Here is a 15,453-nt window from a genome sequence, read left to right on the forward strand (position 1 = left end):
TTTTATCTTGACAATCAAATAATCATGTGCTAATATGCAGATAAGACCGACTGCTTTCACAATCGGTCTCATCATACACTCTTTTATTGCACTATTTTTCGTTTACACAGAATTTGGGATTGACTCGTTTTTGCAGAATCATTCTGCAATAATATAAACGGCTTACGAGATCTGAACTGAACCATTTTGTACGTACAGCACAAAAAAGCCCCCTATGGCATATTAAATTAAACAACGAACTGACTTCGTAATTCTAGCGGAGTCAGTTTTGTTTTGAGTTGGATACGCTGATGATTGTAAAAATAAATGCGATTTTCTTTCGGCAGTTTTATTTTCCGATGTAGTTAAGTGCGCTGTAAAAATCATTGAGAATATCATCGGGAATACCATCATTAATTGTATCTATCGTATCGGTCAAAACGAAATTTCCGTCAGGGGTATATTCTGCGCTGAACCTTATTATAGCTTTTTTATCCCTATATTTCAGTTCAACAAGCCACGATTTTGCAAAGCGCTGACTATCAGGGTCGTACCAGACTATACCATTCTCACACTGACCATATTCAACACCTTTATCTTTAATAGCATTCAGCATATCAATATACCTGGACTTATAACTGATCGGATGTTCATTTGGATCAGAAGCATACTTATCATCATCCGGAAATGTCAGCTCATACTTGGAATATGTCATAAAAGCTTGACTAAAAACCGTATCAGCATCACTGTCATCGATCAGCCACTCGATAAAACAACAATCCTTTTCAAAGTCATTCATTTCATAAACATCTGCAATATGCGCATCATCTTCTACTCCGGTTGATATACTGGCAATAAAATCATATTTAGAACTGCCCTTATCATAGAAATCCAATTCAATAAGATCATCATCTAACTCAATATACACTACTGTCAGAAGCTGAGTAACCTCTCCAACAGATATATATCCTGTATCTATTCCTTGTATCCTTATATCATGACCCCTGACATCTTTTTCATAGGATTCTTTAAGCTCATCAATTATATAATTATCTACAGTCTTTTCACTGTCATACATCACCATAGGAAAGCTATTCTCTGACATACCGTCAGGACGAAAAGCTAATTTAAAATCGTAGTCGATAGGCAGGTCTTTATACAAATATTTGTAAAATCCCTCTATATCGCCGCTAATAAGATTTTTTACCGCTTTTCTGACTTCAATAGTCTGAAAGACGGACTCCCAACTTGGGATATGATTCTTTATAACCTGTCCCACAGTAAGGATTCCCGCACCCACAGCCATCATCGAAGCCGCCAAAACGGCTATCACGGCTCTGACCTTTATTTTCTTCATCTTGCGTTTGATCTTTTTAAAAGGATTTATCCCCGCTGTTTCGGTTGGCTCATCGCTTTTTGCTGTAAATTCCGCAGAATAAGTCTCATTTAGTTTTCTGCACTCTTCACATTCCGTGAGATGTTCCTCGACCTCTTTTCTGGTCTCCTCTTCAAGCAGATCATCGTTATAGCTTGCCAGAAGATCTCTTACAACGTTACATTTCATAGCTGTCCTCCTTTAGTTTCTCTATAAGCTTTGCCTTGGCACGGAAGAAAGTCACACGCGCCCAGTTTTCATTCTTCCCGAAGATATCACCAATCTGCCTGAAACTAAGTTCTCCCATAACACGCAGTGTGAATACCTCTCGGTAAGGTTCGGAAAGAGCGTGAAGCGCCTTATGTACTGCGATACTATTCTCCTTGTCCTCCAGCTGAATGATAAGGTCTCCGTCATAGGGTATCTCCCTGTCCTCTATGGACAGATTTTTGTTATCTCTCCTTTTCAAATAGTTCAGGTACTCGTTTTTCGCAATACTGCAAAGCCATGTCGTTACCTCGCACCTGTTCTCGAATTTATCGGAATTCTCTATGGCTTTCAGAAACGTATCCTGTAAAATATCCTCCGCTGTTGTCTCATTACCGCATAATCTTAGCAAAAACAGGTATACCTGCCTTGCATATTTATCGTATATCTCATCGAATTCCTTCACGCTCTCACCTCCCTTCTGTCTGTTAGACAACTATCTACGCGATTCGTTACAAAAAAATGGCGGAAAATATTTTTCCGCCAGAATTATTAGTGATCCAATTCAAGAAGTCTGTCCTCAAGGCGCTTGCATATTGTCTTCAGTGCCTTGATACGGGCATACTTTTTATCGTTGCCCTCGATGATCGTCCAGGGGGCAAAATTTGTGGAGGTCAGCTGGACCATGCGGTCAACAGCCTTTTCGTACTCGTCCCACTTTTCGCGGTTACGCCAGTCCTCCTCGGTTATCTTCCACTGTTTTGAGGGCGTTTCCTCACGCTCCTTAAAACGGCGGTACTGTTCGTCTTTGTCAATGTTTATCCAGAATTTTATAACAACAGCACCCCATTCGGTCAGCTGATGTTCAAACTCGTTTATCTCCTGATAAGCCATATCGGCACGTTCCTGAGGTGTGATCTTCTCGATGGGCTCCACCATTACTCTGCCGTACCATGTGCGATCGAATATGGTAAAATGACCGTCCTTTTCAAGCCTTGTCCAGAAACGCCACAGATAATGCCTTGCCAGCTCGGAAGGCTCAGGTGCGGCTATGGGCTTGACCTCGTATCCTCTGGGATCAAGTGCTGAAGCCACACGCTTGATGTTACCACCCTTTCCGCCAGCATCCCAACCCTCGTAAGCGATGATAACAGGTATCTTTTTCTGGTAGCATCGGTTCTGAAGCTCAAACAGCCGTGTCTGATACTTCTCCAGCTTGGCAGAATACTCCTCAACGGTAAGAGACTTTGTCATATCAACCTCTGAAAGTTTCTTGCTCTTAGGCATCTTGAATTCGGGCTTCTTGTAATCTATCACAGGGAATTCAGGCTTATCAATGAACTTCTCACCGCTCTCCGCAGCAGCACAGGCACCCTTGATAGCATTTGTAACAGTCATCATTATAGAAAACTGAGCCGTCACCTTGTCATTCGCCGCAATGATATGCCAGGGTGCAAATTCGGTATTGGTACGCATCAGGGTCTTGTCATAACGCTTGAAAAACTTCTCATAGTTCTCATTGTTGATGATATCCTGTGGATTGACACGCCAGCGGGTTATCTCTGAGCTTGCAAGCTTATGCAGGCGCTTTGACTGCTCGTCCTTAGTAATATGCAAAAAGAATTTGATGATAAGATAGCCGTCGTCCGTAAGCTGACGTTCAAAGGTATTGATATCCTCTATCCTGTCCTTGTACTGTGATTTCGATATCTCGTCAAACATATAAGCGTTGACAGTATCCCTGTACCAGCTGCCGTCCAGTATCAGAAATTCACCTTTCTTCGGTAGTCTCTGCCAGAAACGGTGCAGCCAGGGCTTGCGAAGTTCCACCTCATTCGGCGTGCGTATGGATTCAACATCATAGAAACGGGGATCCATATACTTTATAAGCTTGGCTATCTGAGAACCTTTTCCGGCAGCCGACCAGCCGTCGATAGTTATGATAACAGGTATCTTGGCAGCTTTTACTGCATTTGCAAGGTCGATGAGCTCATTCCTCATGGCATTAAGCTCATTCATCGCCTCGGCTTTTCCGGTCTTTCGTTGTTCGATAGTCTCAAGCATTGATATTCGCCCCTTTGTTATTACTTATTCATATTTCCCGAAAGCTTCATTATGTCCCTGTCGTAGATCATGTCGGGTCTTACAAAAGTCTTTGATTCTGTCCAGCCGAACATTCTGCACAGCAGCTCGATAAAATTATCGTTCTCCCTGTCATGGAGATCCTCAGCCCTTGCAAGCTGTTCTTTTACTTCTGAAAAATGTCTTGTCTTTCCGACAAGCTGGGTATCTGCCTTGTAGTACTCGATCTCAAGAATCATAACTTAGTCCTCCTATCGTTTCAAGCCAATATTTGAACATCTAATATAGTAAATGAGATCAGAAATCGAACTTTGAGAATTTGGCAAAGCAACAATTTCAATGTCATTTACTATAAAGCACGGCACCTGACCGTGCATGATACCTTTAAGAAAATCGCGATACGGTAAATAACCAAAGTAAATTTGCCCGAACTATTCTATTTTTATTGGGGACGTAAAGCGCCCCCACAAACAGTGACATTAGTAAAGTATTATTTACAGCCAGCTTATAAAGGCTGTTTTGTCGTTTTTATTATAACCTGCTCTCTCATAAAATCTCAGTGTGCTGTCCTTTTTTGATCCTGTGAGGAGCATCATTTTGTAGCAGTTTTCGCGGATAGCTATATCCCGCGCAAAATCAAGGCAAGCCGTGGCAAGACCTCTGCCGCGGTAATTTTCATCGGTGATGACATTCTCTACGAAGGCATACGGCCGCTGTCTGTGGGTAAGATTTGGTATTATCACGCATACACAGGAGGATACGATCTTTCCGTCTTCCTCGCAAACGATTATATGATGATCGGGATCGGCAAGTATACGCTCCCATATAGCGGTCACACGCTGATCTTTTTCAGGGAAAGGATTATCATGAAGCTGCATATAAAGCGTCATCAGACCCTCAAAATCAGCATCTGTTATCTCTCTTACCAAGAACTCACCCCACAGATAGTTACAAAAACTGCATTAATATACTATATATTATACCCAATTATCTTGCTAAAGTATATTGACATTTTATATAAAAAATCGTCATAAATTTTGTTAACGTGAGATTAATTAGTGAACAAGCATTTTACAGTTCTTTCCTATCAACAAAGAAACACCTCTGCCATGATGACAGAGATGTCTGTAAAGCTATTTACTGTTGATAATATGAGTTTATACCCAGAAATTCTTCAAGGCACAGACCCGAATCAGTCACCTGACGGGCAAGGTCTTTGCCCAGATACCTTACGTGCCAGGGCTCGTACATAAATCCTGTGATATCCTCCTTACCGTTGGGATATCTGATAATGAAACCGTAATCAGCACAATGCTGTTCTATCCACTGCGCTTCGGCAGTGCCCTCAAATGATCTGCTTGCGCTGTTAAGATCCATGGCAAGACCTGTCTGATGTTCTGAGAATCCTGCCCTTGCAGAGAATCTGTCTACCTCATCCTGACTTCCGCGGGTACTTACGTAGCCCCAGTAAAGCTGATCCTGGTACCAGTAGCTTCTGTAGCCCGAAACGATAAAAAGATTGATGCCGTCATTCCATGCAGCCGCCTGCATCTCATTGAACGCCATCTGAGCGTCAGGATTTATACCTGAGCCGTAATTCTGGGGCAGGTTATAGGACTTATTAGCGATAAGTATACCGCCCACATAAGTAACGCCGTTGATATTCTCGATCTTATAACCGTTAGCGCTTACCTGCTCGCCGTTTTCGTTGGTCTGGGTATTCTCAGTGTCAGCTGGTTCCTGAGTGTACTGAGACTCATTCGTGACATTGTCCACACTCTGTGGCAGAACATCGTTGCCCACGGGCTGATTGTTTGAATATGGAGTTTCTTCCTGAATATTCATCTGAGTAAGTGTCTGACCCGATCTGGGAGATTCACCGCCCAGAACGATAGTACCGCCGTTTGAACTCTCACTCTCCGTCATGGGAGAATCAAGCACAGGAGCTTCGGTCTGGCTGGGAACAACTTCCTCTTTAGGAACGTCCCCGCCCATATCTTCGGTCTCCTGCACGCGGGTCTCTACTACTATTAGAGGAACTTTAGTCTCGTCCTTAGCCTGAACCGAGGAACCATTGACCGCATCCCTTTCGTCAAAACTGCCGCAGCCTGTAAGCAACAGAGCAAGAGTACAGGCGACAGCTGACATTTTTATTTTATCCATTATATAGCCTTCTTTTACATTTATCTAAAACAACAGAACATATTATCCGTTATATAAATTATACCATTTTTTCGTCCTCATTTCAATGGTCATTGTTCACTACGCTTTTATGTTAATATCCTGATATATGTATGATTCACACAAAGAAAAATGACCAATTACCGTTTGTCAAAAAGCGCCATTTTACGAGCTTTGGGGTGTTTTTTAGGATAGCTTTCATGTTGTGTACAAAAATACGAACGGTTAAATATTATCGAAAAACCATATAAATTGACCATTCGTCATGTGAATTTGCACACTATTTTCCACAACAAGCGGAATCAGCTGAAACGCCGTGTTTTCCGTGTTTTTGCATACTGTTACCCCCTAAAGACAAAAACAGAGTAAACTCCAAACTTTGGTATAAAAATCAGCCACGGTCTCAGCCATGACCATCGGTCATTATTTTGCGTTTGTAAGCTTCGACTAAAACAGTTAATTTTCCAAAACTGCTTCAGGCACTAATACTTGACATACATCACCAAATATGATACAATATTTCAGAATGGATATATATGCCCAAAGAAAGGAATGTACCTATGACCCCAAAGGATAAAATACGAAATTTCTGTATAATTGCACATATTGACCACGGTAAGTCCACTCTGGCTGACCGTATTCTCGAACTCACCGAAACAGTTGAACTTCGTGAGATGGAAGATCAGCTGCTTGATAATATGGATATCGAGCGCGAGCGCGGCATCACCATCAAAGCGAGAGCTGTCCGCCTGACTTATCACGCTGATGACGGCGAGGATTATTACTTCAACCTCATCGATACCCCCGGTCACGTTGACTTCAACTACGAAGTCAGCCGTTCTCTTGCTGCCTGCGAGGGTGCTGTGCTCATCGTGGACGCTTCTCAGGGTATCGAAGCTCAGACACTTGCCAACACTTATCTGGCTATCGAGCACGACCTTGAAGTCCTGCCCGTCATCAATAAGATAGACCTTCCCTCGGCTGACCCTGACCGCGCCTGCAACGAGGTAGAGAACGTCATCGGCATACCAGCAATGGACGCGCCTCGTATTTCTGCGAAAATGGGCACAAATATCAAAGAGGTGCTGGAGCGAATCGTAACAGATATCCCCTCACCCAAGGGCGATGATGATGCACCCCTTAAAGCCCTTATATTCGACAGCTACTATGATTCCTACAAGGGCGTTATCATATATGTCCGCGTTATGGAGGGTCATATCAAAGCGGGTGATACTATCCGTCTTATGGCTGCAAAGGCTGAATTCCAGACCGTTGAAGTGGGCTATATGGGCGCTAAGGACTTAGTTCCCGTAGGCGAGCTCCACGCAGGCGAAGTTGGCTACATCACAGCTTCCATCAAGGATATCGGCGATACCCGTGTGGGTGATACCGTTACAAATGCGGAAAATCCCTGCGCCGAATCCCTTCCGGGATATAAGAAAGTCAATCCCATGGTATTCAGCGGTATCTATCCCGCTGACGGCGCTAAGTACGGCGACCTCCGTGATGCCCTTGAAAAGCTCATGCTCAACGATGCTTCCCTGTCCTTTGAGCCGGAGACTTCCATCGCTCTGGGCTTCGGTTTCCGCTGCGGTTTCCTAGGTCTTCTCCACATGGAGATTATCCAGGAGCGTCTTGAACGCGAGTACAATCTCGACCTCATCACGACTGCGCCATCGGTTATCTATAAAGTCACCATGACCAACGGTGAGACAAAGTATATCGATAACCCCACCAATTTTCCCGACCCGGGCACCATATCTTCTGCTGAGGAGCCTGTAGTCAATGCCCACATCTATACTCCATCGGAGTTCGTCGGCAATATAATGGAGCTTTGTCAGGACAGGCGCGGAACCTTTGTTGATATGCAGTATATCGACGAGAACCGTGTTGACCTGCACTACGTTCTCCCCCTGAATGAGATCGTCTATGACTTCTTCGATGCACTGAAATCCAGAACAAGGGGCTATGCTTCTTTCGATTACGAGCTCAAGGGCTATGCGCCCTCAAAGCTTGTTAAGCTGGATGTTCTGCTTAACGGCGAGATAGTCGATGCGCTGTCCTTCATCGTGCATGAAGAAAAGGCTTATGCCCGTGGAAGAAGACTCACCGAAAAGCTTAAAGAGAATATACCGCGTCAGCTGTTTGAAGTTCCTGTTCAGGCTGCCATCGGCGGAAAGATAATCGCCCGCGAGACCATAAAAGCCCTGCGTAAGGACGTTCTTGCAAAGTGCTACGGCGGCGATATCACACGTAAGAAAAAACTGCTTGAAAAGCAGAAAGAGGGTAAGAAGAGAATGCGTCAGCTGGGTACGGTATCAGTGCCGCAGGAAGCTTTCATGAGCGTACTGAAGCTGGACGACTAAAGGAGGAACGGCACTATGGAAATGCTCATCGTATTAGTGGTAGTCACAGTTCTGCTAGTGATACTGGGCGTTTCCGCAGAAATGCTTATCGTGGGATTTCTGGGGCTGCTGTGCATTATGATGGTAGCGCTCGTGCTGTTTTTTGCCTACTGCATAATAAGAATGTCTAAATGCAGAAAATGCATCGGAAAGCTTTCCGAAGTTACCCAAAGCCCGAAACACGGGTTCAGCGTGCCTGTTTATGATATCGACGGCGAGAAGTACGAAAATGTATTTCCCTGTGAGATCGTTATGAAAAAACAGCTGTATTACGAGGGTCGTGAGTGCCGGCTTCTGCTGGACGAAAAGCGCAGAAAAGTCTTTGACGGAAATGCGCGGGCAAGTTCAATTGTCGGCATAGTGATAAGTGCTGTTTCGGCAGTATTACTCATCTTTAATCTGATAAGTATGCTGTAAATCGACTGTTTTAATTATAAAGTAAAATATATTGACAGATATAAATATTAAGAACAAAAGAGGGATAATATGCCGGATCTGAGAAGATCAATGAAACTTTCAATAGTCTTCGGACTTATAGGGGCGGTCATACTGCCGATACTATATGAGATATACGCCAACATATCAACAACAGTCGGTCTGTTTTTCGTGATATGCTGGGTGTTTTTCGCAGGTATCAAGTTATCGGGGCTTACATTTAAAGAAGCCCTTATCGGAATAACCTGCACCATCGCATACAGCGGTGTATTCGGGTTCATATTCGCACTGGCGATACACCCCTCCGCCATGAAACTGCTTATCAGCAGGTCTGTATACTTCCAGCTTGGGCTGAAAGAAAAACTGCTGTTCGTAGCGACTTGTTTTTTCATGTTCTTGGGAATGTACCTGCTGTGGGTGATAAGATTTGCACTTCGCAAAGTAATGGAGAAATTTAAAAGCAACCGCGAAATGGCAGGTTCATACATCGAAAACGCCTTTAACGACGAGGAGGACAAATAGTGACGGGAATATACGTCCATGTGCCTTTCTGCCTGAGAAAATGCCCCTATTGCAGTTTCTATTCAAAGCCCTATGATTCAGATACAGCTTCACGCTACGTGGATGCTGTATGCAGAAATATAGCCGCACACAACTGTAAAGGTATAGATTCTGACACGCTCTATTTTGGCGGTGGTACGCCCTCTCTGCTGAATGCAGAACAGATAGGCAGTATCATAGACGAGTGTAAGAAAGTGTTTTCACTTGACAGCGCTGAGATCACACTCGAAGCCAATCCCTGTTCCGTGGATGAAGAAAAACTTCGTGGCTACCGTGCCGCAGGAGTAAACAGAATATCCTTCGGAGTTCAATCCGCAGATGATAAAAGACTGGGTTTTCTTGGTCGTCTGCACGACTTCAAAACAGCAGTAAAAGCCGTTGAAACTGCCAATGCTGTCGGATTTGAGAACATATCCGCCGATATAATGCTTGGCGCCGCAGGCGAGACTTGCGAAAGCCTGAAAAATACCATAGATACCCTTTGCAGTTTGCCTGTCAAGCATATCTCCGCGTATATGCTGAAGATCGAAGAAGGCACTGCTTTCGATAACGACAAGATAAGAAACTTGACGGCAGATGATGATCTTATGAGCGACCTATACCTAACGGCTGTGGAACGTCTGGATATGCATGGCTTGAAGCAGTATGAGATATCAAATTTCTGCCTTGAGGGTTATGAGTCCCGCCACAACAACAAGTACTGGACAGGTGAAGATTATCTTGGATTCGGTGCAGCTGCTCACTCGTTCTATGAGGGCGTAAGATACTGCTGCCCTCCCGATACCGAAGCTTTTATCAATGCACCGGTACAACCTCGGGAAGTAACCGAAGGATCTGTCAACAGGGGTGAAGAATACATTCTGTTGGGGTTAAGGCTCTGCAAAGGGATATCACTTGACAAGATTAGAATATATTTCGGAGAAACTGCTGCAAATCGTTTTTCAGCTTTGGCACAGGAGTTTTCCAACCACGGACTTGTCAAGATCAACGCCGAAAACGTCAGTCTTACTCCCCAAGGATTTCTGCTTTCAAACGGGATAATCGCTCAGTTTATAGACGCTGTCACAGGATAAATCAACAAAAATTCCATATCAGCGTTGTGCAGTGTGATGAATTTCTGCTTAGCAGTTGTAAATCACGGTTAATAATGCTATAATTATTAAGTTAAGATGTTTGTTTTCTCTGTATGAAAGGTAATATATGGATAATTCAAAACGCTTTTTAATACTGACGATATGTGCATTAACTGCGCTGTTTTCGGGCTGCGGCAAGAAAAAGCAGCAGGACGAGATCTCCGTACCTATCCTTGAAACGAAATCTGTCACCTACAAGACTGTAAATGCGGAGATACGTGATATCTCGCAGAAATACGAACAGCCGGGTGTATACGGCTATCCTTACTCCCAAAAAGTAAGATTCCCTGTTTCGGGGCAGATAAAGTCCATCGACGTTGAAGCGCCATGCGAAGTCAAAAATGGGCAGCTGCTGTGTACACTGTACACCGATGACCTTGAAGAAGAGATCGAAAAGGAAAAGATCAGGCTCGATCAGGTCAAGTCAACGGTGGATACCCTCTATGAGAATAATGCCGATGCCGATCAGATAACTATGGCACAGTACGACGTTCAGATCGAACAGATGCGCTATGACAAAATGGTGGCTAGTCTTGATGATTACAACGTATATGCGCCCTGTGACGGCGATTTTTCCATAGAACAGCAGGGCTGGAACTCTTACAATGTCAACAGTGTTGTAAATGAGGGCGCTGTTTTCGGCTACGCAACGGACAAGAACGAGAAGTATCTTTGTGTTGAAGTTTTCGACAGCAAGCTTTCTAACGTTAATTTCGGTACGACCGTTAAACTTGAACAGGGAGCGACGACTTCTACAGGCACGGTCACGGATATTGTTTTCAAGGACAGCGGAGATTACTCTAAGTACACCTACGTTATCTCCCCTGATAATGCTGATGAACTGCTGGATTTCGGTGACATCAATGTGGTGTTTGATATCTACTCTCGGCTCGACAGCGTTGTTATCCCGAAAAAGGCTGTAAAAGAGCTCAGCGGCAGGACTTACGTCAATCTTTTGATAGATGGCGTGAAAGTCGAACAGGACGTTGAACTTGGCATCGAAGACAACGGTGATGTGGAAATAGTATCGGGACTCAGCGGCGATGAACAGATCATTATGAACTGAAAGAAGTTCACAATGCGCTTAATTAGTTTAAGCTTATGCAAAGTTACGAATTTTCATAAATCCCTTGATTTTTTTAAAGAATTGGTGTAAAATAATATAGTGTGGTGTCGAGATAAATATCCGATCAAAGAGCAAATACTGCTATAGGATTTACCCTTGAAAGTATGCGTGTATTCGGCATTAGGATCGGTAAAACAGAGGCACTTATTCAGACTGCAAAACGATGGCTGGGAGGCATTTGGTAAGATGAAAGAGTTTTTATCAAATATCTGGGTCAAGAGAGCGGTCGGCGTATTCAATCTGGTATATTTTGCCGTAATTGGATTGCTGACTTTTGCTACATTTCTTTACGACCTGGAATTTACTGAGGGACAGGAACAGTCCTTCTTTACTGTGTATGTTGCTGCAAGCGTGATTTTCCTGCTGCTGATGATATACTCGCGTGAAGTAATGGTCACTAAGATAATAAGCGTCATACTTCCTTTTGTAGTATTCCTTTTACTGCTGTTCAATATGTATGACTGGATACTTGTTATCCCGCCTCTGGTCATGGGAATAATAATGTTCTTTGTGGCGGGTACTCACGAAACTGTAAAAGTCGTTATGGGTACTATATATCTGCTGATCTATGTACTGGGACTTGTAGCTTTCTTCGTATTCAAGCTTCTGTTCGGCGGTACATCTACTCTTACGGAGCTCAATGCTAATCTTGACCGCAGCAGCGATGTTTATACAGTCTACAAGAGCCAATTCACAAGGATATGCGATGTTACCCGCGATGACAATGTACTTTCCCCCGACGGCAAGTACAGGATCATACTGTACGATGTACAGAACAGCGACAAGGGCGGCGTAAATATCTGCGTTGTTCCTAACGGCGAGGACGTTACACTGAGATTCTTTACACTTAAGCAGAAGGGTGTTAAGAAGACCATATCCAACAAGGGTATCAGAGGTACTGTTCCCGATGTTGGCTGGACTAAGGACGAAGACGGTACACTTGTAGTTCTTTACAGACTTGCGCCCGAATCCGAACTGAAAAAGACTTCAGTAACTGTAATGCCTAAGAAGCAGTATCTGGAATTTCTTGGTATTTCGTAAATGATTCTGTGCCGACAAAAGTCAGCAACAAGATAAAAAATTGAGCCATAGTATTTAAATAAATACTATGGCTTTTCTGTTGAGATAAATGAGGGTCAAATTATGGAAATAATCAGCTTTTATAAAAATGACAGGCAGCAACACTGGCTGGAAGAGATAGGAAAAAGCGACTGGCGTGCGGGGCAATATCTTCACGAGATACTTTCCAAAGGTAGTTTTCATGATCTTACAGGGGAAGGCTCAGAACTTCTTCTGCTGACTGACGGTGATCATCTTGTATCGTTCTGCACATACGCTGAAAGAGACGAGGTAGCTTCAAACGAATATTCTCCGTGGATAGGATTCGTATACACTTTCCCAAAATACCGCGGTCACAGATATATGGGTCTGCTGTTTGAGAAGATAGAAGATCTGGCAAAGAAACAGAATATACCTGATGTGTATATTTCAACAGACCATATTGGTCTTTACGAAAAATACGGATTTGAGTACATAAAGGATATGGAAACCATTTATGGTGATATATCGCGGGTATATGTAAAACATATCAAATAAATACCACGCCCCCGAACGTTGCAAGGCGCTCGGGGACGTTTTTTGTGACTTCTCTATTCCATCTGCAAAAGATTTTCGCCGCTTTCTAATAGTGAAAATAGACACTATCAATTTGAGAGTATCTCTCATTTTGTAGAAAACGCAGAATCTATCGTGAAATCATTGACAAACCATCTGCTTTAGAATATAATTATAAACCGTAACGATAATGTTCGTAAAATCACTATTCAGAGGTGCGATATGGATAACAAAAAAATACCCGTAATACTTATAACAGGCTATCTCGGTTCAGGAAAGACCACACTTATGCAGAATCTTCTTAAGCAGGAAAAACGCAATATTGCTCTTATCGTAAACGATATGGGTAGTGTCAATATAGATGCGGCTATACTCAATAAAAACCGCGAGCGAGTTTCTTCCGTTGAAATGGTTGAGTTGCAAGACGGCTGTATCTGCTGTTCTCTGCGCGATGAATTTATCGCCGAGATCGAGCGTATATCAAAGCTTCCCGATATCGAGGCTGTTTTCGTTGAAGCATCGGGCATCAGCGAACCTTCAAATATAGCTGCTTCATTCGTTATCTACACTGAGGATAATCCCGATACTAACGTTTATCTGAGCTCAGTAGTATCCGTTGTTGATGCTGACAGGATCTACCGCGAATTCTTACGCGAGCTTAACATGGAGAACGACACCGACGAGGGCGATATCATCAATCTTATCATCGACCAGATCGAATTCTGTGACCTTGTTATACTCAACAAGACCGATCTTCTCTGCCCTAATGAGATCGAAGAAGTTAAAAAAGCTATCCGCGATATCCAGTCCGAAGCTGAGATAATCCCCTGCATAAACAGCGATGTGGATACCGACAAGATACTTCACGGAAGAGAATTTGATTACCATTCCGTACTTGCTTCGTCTTCTATACAGCGTGCTCTCAACACAAACGAGCCCACCGCAAAAGAAGCCTGCAAGGACGAATACGGTATAACCTCATTTGTCTATGAGGAGACACGCCCATTTGACCGTGAGAAGTTCATGGATTTTGTTGACCGTTATCCCACCGAACTCATACGCACCAAGGGCTATGTATGGTTCGCCGACGATGATGTGCATATCCAGCTTTTTGAGCAGGCAGGACGCAACGCAAGCGTGACCGAGCTCAACGAGTGGCTGGCTTCCTGCCCCAAGGAGGAGATAGATGCTATCATGGAAGCATATCCCGACATCAAAGACGATTGGGACGACACCTATGGCGACCGCATCAATCAGCTGGTGTTCATCGGCAAGGGCTACAAAAAAGCTGATATCCTTTCCAAGCTGAATGCCTGCCTTGCAACTGCCTGAACAACGGCTGAACGATGAGCAAAAAGAACTTACCTGTCTATCTTTTTCTGGGTCCCCTTGAAAGCGGAAAGACTACTTTTACCTCGAAGATAGTTTCAAACGACAAGTTCGGCTTGGGCAAAAACGTACTTATCCTTGTGTGCGAGGAAGGCGAGACCGAATATGACCTTTCAAAGTTCACAGGCAAAAATGTTACGGTTCATGTTATCGAAGAAGACACCGAACTTGACGCAAAAACACTCGATGAACTTGCCGAATCGAATAATGCTGACATAATCGTGATTGAGTACAACGGTATGTGGCACATGAACACTCTGCTTGCGAATATGCCCGAAAACTGGGGCGTATATGAAAGTGTTTTCCTGGCTGATGCTTCGGTTTTTGAAATGTATTTTCAGAATTTCAAAAGCATCATCATCGACAAACTTAACGTCAGCGACACCGTGATCTTCAACCGCTACGAGAATAATGCAGATACAAATGACCTGCACCGCATAGTCAGGACAATCAACAGGCGATGCAAGATCTTCTACTGCGATGACAGCGGAGTGATGAACCCCGATGAAACGGAAGACCCACTCCCCTTTGATATCAATGCAGAGACTATCATTATAAAAGATGAGGACTACGCCATATGGTACAACGATATCATGAACGAAGCCGCCAAGTATCATGGAAAGTCTGTCAGATTCAAAGCGCTGATAACTGCAAGGCAGGAACTCCCGAAGAATGTATTTGCCATCGGGCGATACATCATGACCTGCTGTGAAGCCGATATGGAGTTCTGCTGGCTGCTGTCACTGTATAACAGGTACTACCCTTTGCAGGGCGAAAAATGGGTATCGGTAACGGCTGATGTTATGGTTCAGAACTATGAAAAGCAGAATTTAGATGTACCCATTCTGAAAATCACCGACCTTTACGAATGTGACCCACCCAAAGAACCCATAGCAACATTCTGAATAAAACAAATGCTGTACAGCAAATCAACTGTACAGCATTTTTGTATATGATATCAAATTA

General features: G+C 43.6%; 15 protein-coding genes. 9 read left to right on the forward strand and 6 right to left on the reverse strand.

The window, feature by feature from the left end:
* Window positions 1-328: 328 nt before the first annotated feature.
* The 6 genes from BMY75_RS09835 to BMY75_RS17495 all read right to left on the reverse strand — a co-directional run bounded on the left by BMY75_RS09835 (window position 329) and on the right by BMY75_RS17495 (window position 5,806).
* Complete coding sequence (locus tag BMY75_RS09835; protein ID WP_074833278.1) at window positions 329-1,543, reverse strand: zf-HC2 domain-containing protein; 1,215 nt, start codon at window positions 1,541-1,543, stop codon at window positions 329-331.
* Complete coding sequence (locus BMY75_RS09840; RefSeq protein ID WP_074833280.1) at window positions 1,533-2,027, reverse strand: RNA polymerase sigma factor; 495 nt, start codon at window positions 2,025-2,027, stop codon at window positions 1,533-1,535. Before BMY75_RS09840 ends, BMY75_RS09835 begins: the two co-directional genes overlap by 11 nt.
* An 86-nt stretch (window positions 2,028-2,113) precedes the next feature.
* On the reverse strand, window positions 2,114-3,625 hold the full coding sequence (gene pap / locus BMY75_RS09845; protein WP_074833282.1) for a polyphosphate:AMP phosphotransferase: 1,512 nt from the start codon (window positions 3,623-3,625) through the stop codon (window positions 2,114-2,116).
* A gap of 20 nt (window positions 3,626-3,645) precedes the next feature.
* On the reverse strand, window positions 3,646-3,882 hold the full coding sequence (locus BMY75_RS09850; protein ID WP_074833285.1) for a hypothetical protein: 237 nt from the start codon (window positions 3,880-3,882) through the stop codon (window positions 3,646-3,648).
* Window positions 3,883-4,137: 255 nt separating this feature from the next.
* A complete protein-coding gene (locus tag BMY75_RS09855) occupies window positions 4,138-4,572 on the reverse strand; it encodes a GNAT family N-acetyltransferase (protein ID WP_074833287.1) in 435 nt (144 codons plus the stop codon).
* A 208-nt stretch (window positions 4,573-4,780) separates the two neighbouring features.
* Entirely contained in the window at window positions 4,781-5,806 is a 1,026-nt protein-coding gene (locus tag BMY75_RS17495; protein ID WP_081350509.1) for a M15 family metallopeptidase, read from the reverse strand.
* 578 nt (window positions 5,807-6,384) lie between these two features.
* Between BMY75_RS17495 and lepA the strand changes: the two genes are divergently transcribed.
* The 9 genes from lepA (at window position 6,385) to BMY75_RS09905 (ending at window position 15,392) form a co-directional block, all read left to right on the forward strand.
* Window positions 6,385-8,190, forward strand: coding sequence for a translation elongation factor 4 (gene lepA / locus BMY75_RS09865; RefSeq protein ID WP_074833290.1), 1,806 nt, complete (start codon window positions 6,385-6,387; stop codon window positions 8,188-8,190).
* 15 nt (window positions 8,191-8,205) lie between these two features.
* Window positions 8,206-8,646, forward strand: coding sequence for a hypothetical protein (locus tag BMY75_RS09870; RefSeq protein WP_074833294.1), 441 nt, complete (start codon window positions 8,206-8,208; stop codon window positions 8,644-8,646).
* A 90-nt stretch (window positions 8,647-8,736) separates the two neighbouring features.
* Entirely contained in the window at window positions 8,737-9,186 is a 450-nt protein-coding gene (locus BMY75_RS09875; RefSeq protein WP_242940219.1) for a hypothetical protein, read from the forward strand.
* A complete protein-coding gene (gene hemW, locus BMY75_RS09880; protein WP_074833298.1) occupies window positions 9,186-10,298 on the forward strand; it encodes a radical SAM family heme chaperone HemW in 1,113 nt (370 codons plus the stop codon). The genes BMY75_RS09875 and hemW overlap by 1 nt, the downstream gene beginning before the upstream one ends.
* Window positions 10,299-10,425: 127 nt before the next feature.
* The gene (locus tag BMY75_RS09885) at window positions 10,426-11,424 is read left to right on the forward strand and encodes an efflux RND transporter periplasmic adaptor subunit (protein ID WP_074833301.1); all 999 of its coding nucleotides are present in this window, start codon (window positions 10,426-10,428) and stop codon (window positions 11,422-11,424) included.
* 246 nt (window positions 11,425-11,670) lie between these two features.
* Window positions 11,671-12,525, forward strand: coding sequence for a hypothetical protein (locus BMY75_RS09890; RefSeq protein ID WP_074833303.1), 855 nt, complete (start codon window positions 11,671-11,673; stop codon window positions 12,523-12,525).
* Between the two features lie 102 nt (window positions 12,526-12,627).
* Window positions 12,628-13,080 carry a GNAT family N-acetyltransferase gene (locus BMY75_RS09895; RefSeq protein WP_074833306.1) on the forward strand — a complete coding sequence of 151 codons (453 nt, stop codon included), beginning with the start codon at window positions 12,628-12,630 and terminating at the stop codon, window positions 13,078-13,080.
* Between the two features lie 240 nt (window positions 13,081-13,320).
* Window positions 13,321-14,430 (forward strand): CobW family GTP-binding protein, encoded by a 1,110-nt coding sequence (locus tag BMY75_RS09900; RefSeq protein ID WP_074833308.1) that lies wholly within the window; start codon window positions 13,321-13,323, stop codon window positions 14,428-14,430.
* A 14-nt stretch (window positions 14,431-14,444) separates the two neighbouring features.
* The gene (locus BMY75_RS09905; protein WP_074833310.1) at window positions 14,445-15,392 is read left to right on the forward strand and encodes a TIGR03943 family putative permease subunit; all 948 of its coding nucleotides are present in this window, start codon (window positions 14,445-14,447) and stop codon (window positions 15,390-15,392) included.
* Window positions 15,393-15,453 lie beyond the last annotated feature (61 nt).

Origin of the sequence: Hominimerdicola alba, assembly GCF_900109655.1 — a bacterium.
In the GTDB taxonomy this organism is placed as follows: domain Bacteria; phylum Bacillota; class Clostridia; order Oscillospirales; family Ruminococcaceae; genus Hominimerdicola; species Hominimerdicola alba_B.